This window comes from Caballeronia arvi, assembly GCF_001544695.2.
In the GTDB taxonomy this organism is placed as follows: domain Bacteria; phylum Pseudomonadota; class Gammaproteobacteria; order Burkholderiales; family Burkholderiaceae; genus Caballeronia; species Caballeronia arvi.
Window position 1 is genome coordinate 1 of sequence record NZ_FCOM02000138.1, and the last position, 5340, is coordinate 5340.

Annotated in this window: 6 protein-coding genes and 1 pseudogene; 1 reads left to right on the forward strand and 6 read right to left on the reverse strand. The window is 58.7% G+C overall.

Annotated features, from left to right (window positions below; translation table 11 throughout):
• The first annotated feature begins 379 nt into the window (after positions 1 to 379).
• Positions 380 to 1414, forward strand: coding sequence for an AraC family transcriptional regulator (locus AWB74_RS43230; RefSeq protein ID WP_061152623.1), 1035 nt, complete (start codon positions 380 to 382; stop codon positions 1412 to 1414).
• 366 nt (positions 1415 to 1780) lie between these two features.
• On the opposite strand, the gene AWB74_RS46225 is transcribed toward AWB74_RS43230, so the two are convergent.
• From AWB74_RS46225 to AWB74_RS43250, 6 genes and pseudogenes are all read right to left on the reverse strand, one after another.
• Positions 1781 to 1936 (reverse strand): sodium/glutamate symporter, encoded by a 156-nt coding sequence (locus AWB74_RS46225; RefSeq protein ID WP_143749507.1) that lies wholly within the window; start codon positions 1934 to 1936, stop codon positions 1781 to 1783.
• A gap of 4 nt (positions 1937 to 1940) precedes the next feature.
• Positions 1941 to 2603 carry a Na+/H+ antiporter NhaA gene (locus AWB74_RS43240; protein ID WP_235024937.1) on the reverse strand — a complete coding sequence of 221 codons (663 nt, stop codon included), beginning with the start codon at positions 2601 to 2603 and terminating at the stop codon, positions 1941 to 1943.
• Positions 2601 to 2765 (reverse strand): annotated as a pseudogene (locus tag AWB74_RS48035) (IS5/IS1182 family transposase); the annotation flags it as partial. The pseudogene AWB74_RS48035 and the gene AWB74_RS43240, both read right to left, overlap by 3 nt.
• Positions 2766 to 2838: 73 nt before the next feature.
• Entirely contained in the window at positions 2839 to 3147 is a 309-nt protein-coding gene (locus tag AWB74_RS43245) for a Na+/H+ antiporter NhaA (RefSeq protein WP_087039565.1), read from the reverse strand.
• Positions 3148 to 3398: 251 nt separating this feature from the next.
• Positions 3399 to 4049 carry an MGH1-like glycoside hydrolase domain-containing protein gene (locus AWB74_RS48525; protein WP_200822119.1) on the reverse strand — a complete coding sequence of 217 codons (651 nt, stop codon included), beginning with the start codon at positions 4047 to 4049 and terminating at the stop codon, positions 3399 to 3401.
• A partial coding sequence (locus tag AWB74_RS43250; protein ID WP_407642554.1) for an MGH1-like glycoside hydrolase domain-containing protein occupies positions 4021 to 5340 on the reverse strand: 1320 nt, incomplete at its 5' end. The genes AWB74_RS43250 and AWB74_RS48525, both read right to left, overlap by 29 nt.

Consider the following 5340-nt stretch of genomic DNA (forward strand, 5'->3'; position numbering starts at 1 on the left):
CAGCAGTTCAGCCGGTGGTCATCGGGTGGGGGAAATTGAAGTGCCCATCCCTGGGGGAGTTTGGGTGCCCGCCAGGGGGCATTCACTGCTGACATGGACTTGCTCCAGAAAACGCGATAGTTGTACACCGAAAAAACACGCTCGAAACGTGAAGGGACCTAGGGAATTGCCTGACACTTCTGGAGCGGACGCATACAACGCACACTTCCCATCGATTCGCGAAGTAATGACGTTGTGCGTGGACTTTATTCCGTCAATCAGACGTGCTGCATGTGGTGGCCTTCAGGCACGGTGCTAGTATCAGCACTGCAGCACCGACATTGAATGGCCGAGCCTCCAGCTTTCTTGTGCGCGGCTCCAACATCGCCCGATCGCTACTATGGACGCTCTCTCCGACGTATTGCGCGTCATCCAGTTGACGGGAGCGGTTCATCTCGACGGCTGCTTCTCCGCGCCCTGGTGTGTTATCGCTCACGCCGATTCCGCTCTTTGTTCAGCCTACTTGCCGCCTTCCGAACGCATTGTTTCGTTCCATCTGGTAACAGAAGGAGCGTGCTGGGCAATGCTGCCAGGCGACTCGGCTGGTGCGTTGCACGTCCAAGCAGGCGATGTCATCGTGGTGCCACAAGGGGAGACGCACGTCCTAGGTAGTTCTACGGATCTCTCACCAGAATTTTTGGGCCCGTTGCTGACCGCGCAGATAGAAATGAGGCCAGGTCAAGTGATGGAGCTTGCCTACGGTGGCGGAGGCGCGATCACACGCTTGGTATGCGGCTTTCTCGCTACGCATGACAACTCGCGTAACCCTTTACTTTCCGCACTGCCGCGTCTTTTCAAGGTTGATATGCGCGGATCGAACGGGTCGTGGCTCGAATCATCGCTGCGCTTTGCAACCCAGAAGGCGACCTCTGCGGAAGTCGGTAGCGCCGCGGTCCTAGCCAAGCTTGCAGAGCTCTTGTTCATCGAAGCGGTGCGCCGCTACGTCGCGACGATGGCCGACGATCGCAAGGGCTGGTTAGCCGGACTGCGGGATCGCTTCGTCGCGCGTGCGCTTGCCCGGATGCATGCGCGCCCGGTAGATCCATGGACCGTCGAAGCGCTTGCCCGCGAAGTGGGCATCTCGCGTTCCGGGCTGGCACAGCGTTTCACAGAATTGGTCGGCCTCGCGCCGATGCAATACCTATCGTTGTGGCGCTTGCAGCTAGCTGCGAATCAGCTTCGCCTCACCGATGCCTCGCTGGCGTCAGTTGCCGAAACTGTCGGTTACGAATCGGAAGCCTCATTCAATCGTGCATTCAAACGAGAATTTGGCGAACCGCCAGCCACATGGCGCAGGAATAACGCTGCCAGTGCTGCGATTGCGGACAATGAAAAGCCGAGCGGCACCGCATCGGAAGACTTCCGACCCATATAAGCCCTTCGACCCGACGCAGCCGCTGCGACAGCTTCGAAAGTGCAGCGATCATTCGTGCATGAGTTTCGTCCGCCAAACTTTCGGCCCTTCCTGACGTTGAGCGATAGCCCTTCGAACGTCAGCAGATGGTGTTGGGCAGGGCAGTTCGTAACTTTCTGCGCCGAAAGTCAAACATCAGTTGGCTGTCAATCGGCTGTCCTTTGGCTCTGCCGTGAAAGACGCGACCGTGGCGATTCCCTCTATCACTGCGTGACCGGCCTGAAGGCTTGAAGTCCCAGAGCCCGTTCGCTCAGAAAATTGGCTAGCCACACAGTGGGCAAGAGGACATTGCCATCAAGGTGCCGGCCTTCAAGACGAACCGGAGCTTCATCGGCGGCAATAAGACTGATGGTGAATTCGGCTGAAGGCCGGCTCAGGGATACTGTACTTGCGCAATAAGGCTGTCCGGGCAAGAATCTGCCGTCCGACCAGCAAAACCAGCACGGCGGCCATCAGCGTTTCCAGGGTATCGAGTTGCAACATGTTCTTATCCGGGAGCAGATCGATCAGTCGCCCCGGTTCGATCGCGTTGCCCGGAAGAGTGAGACGCGAATCGAAGAAGCATGTAACCAGTAACGCCTGATAGCGTTGATCCGGCGATCACGCCCAACCGGAGCGGCGTGAAATATTCCGGACCCTCAAAAGCCAGAGAACCAATGAACAGACTCATGGTGAAGCCAACGCCGCATAATGCGGCAACCCCCAACATCTGGAGCCAGTCCGCGCCTTCCGGAAGTCTGGCCATCCCGAACCACACCAGCGCCGCGCACGCCCCGCACACCCCAATAAGTTTGCCGACGAAAAGACCTGCGGCGATGCCCAACGACAGCGGCTCGGCCAGCGCCGTGAGTGAAACACCCGCGAACGAGACACCGGCATTGGCAAACGCGAAGATCGGCAAAACGGCAAAGGCGACCCACGGGTGAAGGCCGTGTTCCAGCTTATGCAGGGGGGCGTAGCCCTCGGTGTCGGTCGCATTTAGCGGCACTGCGAAAGCAATGACAACCCCCGCGAGCGTTGCGTGAACGCCGGATTTCAGAACGAATATCCACAGGACAACGCCGACAATGACATAAGGCGCGATGCGCGTGGCATTCTGCAAATTCAGAGCAATCAGCACTGCGATGGCCAGGGCTGCACAAAACAGCATCGGCGGGCGGCCTCGCGTGCCCTTGGGATAGTGCGGCTCGATTGCCGACAACAAGCGCTGCCATGGAACTGCTTTCTCCATCTCGGCCAGGAAGCGTTGGCGTCTGGTCACTCTCTTCTTGCCCGCAATTTCCGCTTTCGCGAAACCGATCTGCCTCTTCATCGTGAGTCTGTTCCGTGAGCTGCCTTCTATAACGTCCTCAGCTATGCAAACGATGACCACCGAGCTGAATAAATCAGCGTTTCCCTAGCAGAAAGAAGGCCGCCATCAAGCCATCGTTGATCCAAAGTAGAAGGGGCTTCGCGATCAAAAACGAGCCAAAGCGAATCTCTACCGGAATCTTCAAAACATCATCGTAGGCCTGTTGAAGCGGCGAATTGCTGAAGATCAACGCGAGAATGGTTGTCGCTACGAGAAGCAGCCCACCGGCGGATTCCAACTCCAGAAAAGTAGTGATCGCCTCGCCCGCTTTGCGAATGGGTGTGTAATTTGCACATGCTTCACTCCGTCGTTCAAGCACCCTTAAGGTATGCCCCAGAATCACGCCGTCAACCGCCTAGTGAGTACACGACACGTGAGCCCGGCGCGCTTTGAGTAAACGCGAACGCGCCCGTTGCTCAGCTGGACCACCTTGCGTGCACCAGAACCGGCGAAGGTGTGCGTCCAGTAGGAGTTGCCGCACCCCAGCCATAGTCACCGCCTGGATATCGTGAGTCCCCGCTTCGTGCAACAATTGCGTGGGCGGTCTTCGCATGGTCGCCGGCCTGCGCATAGGCGACTAGCGCTTTTAACTCCTCAACGGTTCGCAGCCTGCAGAAACTGCTCCGGCGTCGTCGTGGCGAACAGATGCATCGCTCGGCTGATGATGCCGGTCCAGCCGGTCTGGTGGCTGGCGCCGAGTCCCGCGCCGTTATCGCCGTGGAAGTACTCGTAGAACAGCAGGCAATCACGCCAGCGCGGATCGTCTTGAAATTTTCGATTGCCGCCATGCACCGGCCGGTGGCCGTCGCTGTTGCGCAAGAAGATGCTCGACAACCTTCGGGTGATCTCTTCAGCGACTTCATAGAGCGTCATCTGATGCCCTGAGCCGGTCGGGCATTCCACCTTGAAATCGTTCCCGTAGTAGCTGAAATACTGCAGCAGCGCGCGAATGATGAGACCGTTCACGGGCATCCACACAGGGCCACGCCAGTTGGAATTCCCGCCGAACATGCCGGTGTCGGATTCTGCCGCCAAGTATGAAACCCGGTATTCCTGCTCACCCGTGCGGTAGACGTAGGGATGCTCCGCGTGGTATCGGGACAGCGATCGGATGCCGTGCGGACTCAGAAATTCGTTCTGGTCCAGCATCTTCGACTGGACGCGTCGCAGGTTCGCTTCGTTGAGAATCGAAGCCATGCGGCGGTCGGCGACTCCCTTAGCCGTCAGGTCGTGGATCGAAGCCATGATCTCCGGACGCGCTGCGAAGAACCGCTTGAGATTCTCGAAGGCATCGGGATAACGCTCCGTCAGCGCGCCATCGAACGACGTGACGGCGTAGCGGCAGCAGTCCCACCATCGAGCGCACCTTAAGCCGCTCGGCGCGGCCATCGGGCGATCTCAGCACGTCGTAGAAGAACCCGTCTTCTTCGTCCCACATGCCGCTGCCTTCGCCGGTGCGTAGCATCGACGATGCAATCCACAGGAAGTGGGACACGAACTTCACGCACATATCGACATAAGCAGGATTGTTCAGCGCGAGCTGCACGGCGATCTCGAGCATGTTCTGGCAGAACAACGCCATCCATGCGGTGCCGTCCGTCTGTTCCAGATATCCGCCCGTGGGCAGCGGTGCGCTTCGGTCGAAGACGCCGATGTTGTCGAGACCGAGAAAGCCGCCTTCGAATACGTTGTTGCCCTCCCGGTCCTTGCGGTTCACCCACCACGTGAAGTTGAGCAGCAGCTTGTGAAAGGACCGTTCGAGCCAGACGAGATCGCCGCGCCCGTAACGGTATTGCTCGAGACGATATGCAAAGATGGTCGCCCATGCATGCACCGGCGGATTGACATCGCCGAAATTCCACTCGTAAGCCGGAAGCTGTCCGCTCGGATGCAGATAACGCTCCCGCAGCATCAGGTCGAGCTGCTGCTTGCCGAAGTCTTCATCCACGAGTGTGAGCGCGAGGACATGAAAGGCCAGATCCCATGCCGCATACCACGGGTACTCCCATTTGTCGGGCATCGAGACGATGTCCGCGTTGTACATGTGATGCCAGTGATCGTTGCGCGGCGCGCGCCGCCTTGGATCGAACGGATCGGAGCCGCGCTCGGTCAGCCATCTGTCGACGTCGTAGTAATAGAACTGCTTCGACCACATCATGCCGGCAAGCGCCTGACGCATCACGTTCGTTTCGTCCGCATCGAGCGATGCCGGAATGACCTTCGCATAGAACTCGTCCGCTTCGCGATGGCGCGCTTTCAGTATTTCGTCGTAGCCGCTGCCGAATGCTTCGCTGTATCCGTCCTCTGCCGAAGCCTCCTGCTCGCGCGTATCCCGGACGAGGCGCATACGCAATACGTGTGACGCACCCGGTCCTACCATCAGCGAATAATGCGCGGCCGCCTTCGTGCCACGTTTCTCCGGGTTCACGGCCGCTTCCTGTCCGTGAACGATGCAGCGGTCGATGCCGTCCTTGACGTAAGGCGTGCGGTTCGCGGTGCCATCGAGGCGCTCGGTATTGGTTTCGTTTTCGGTGAA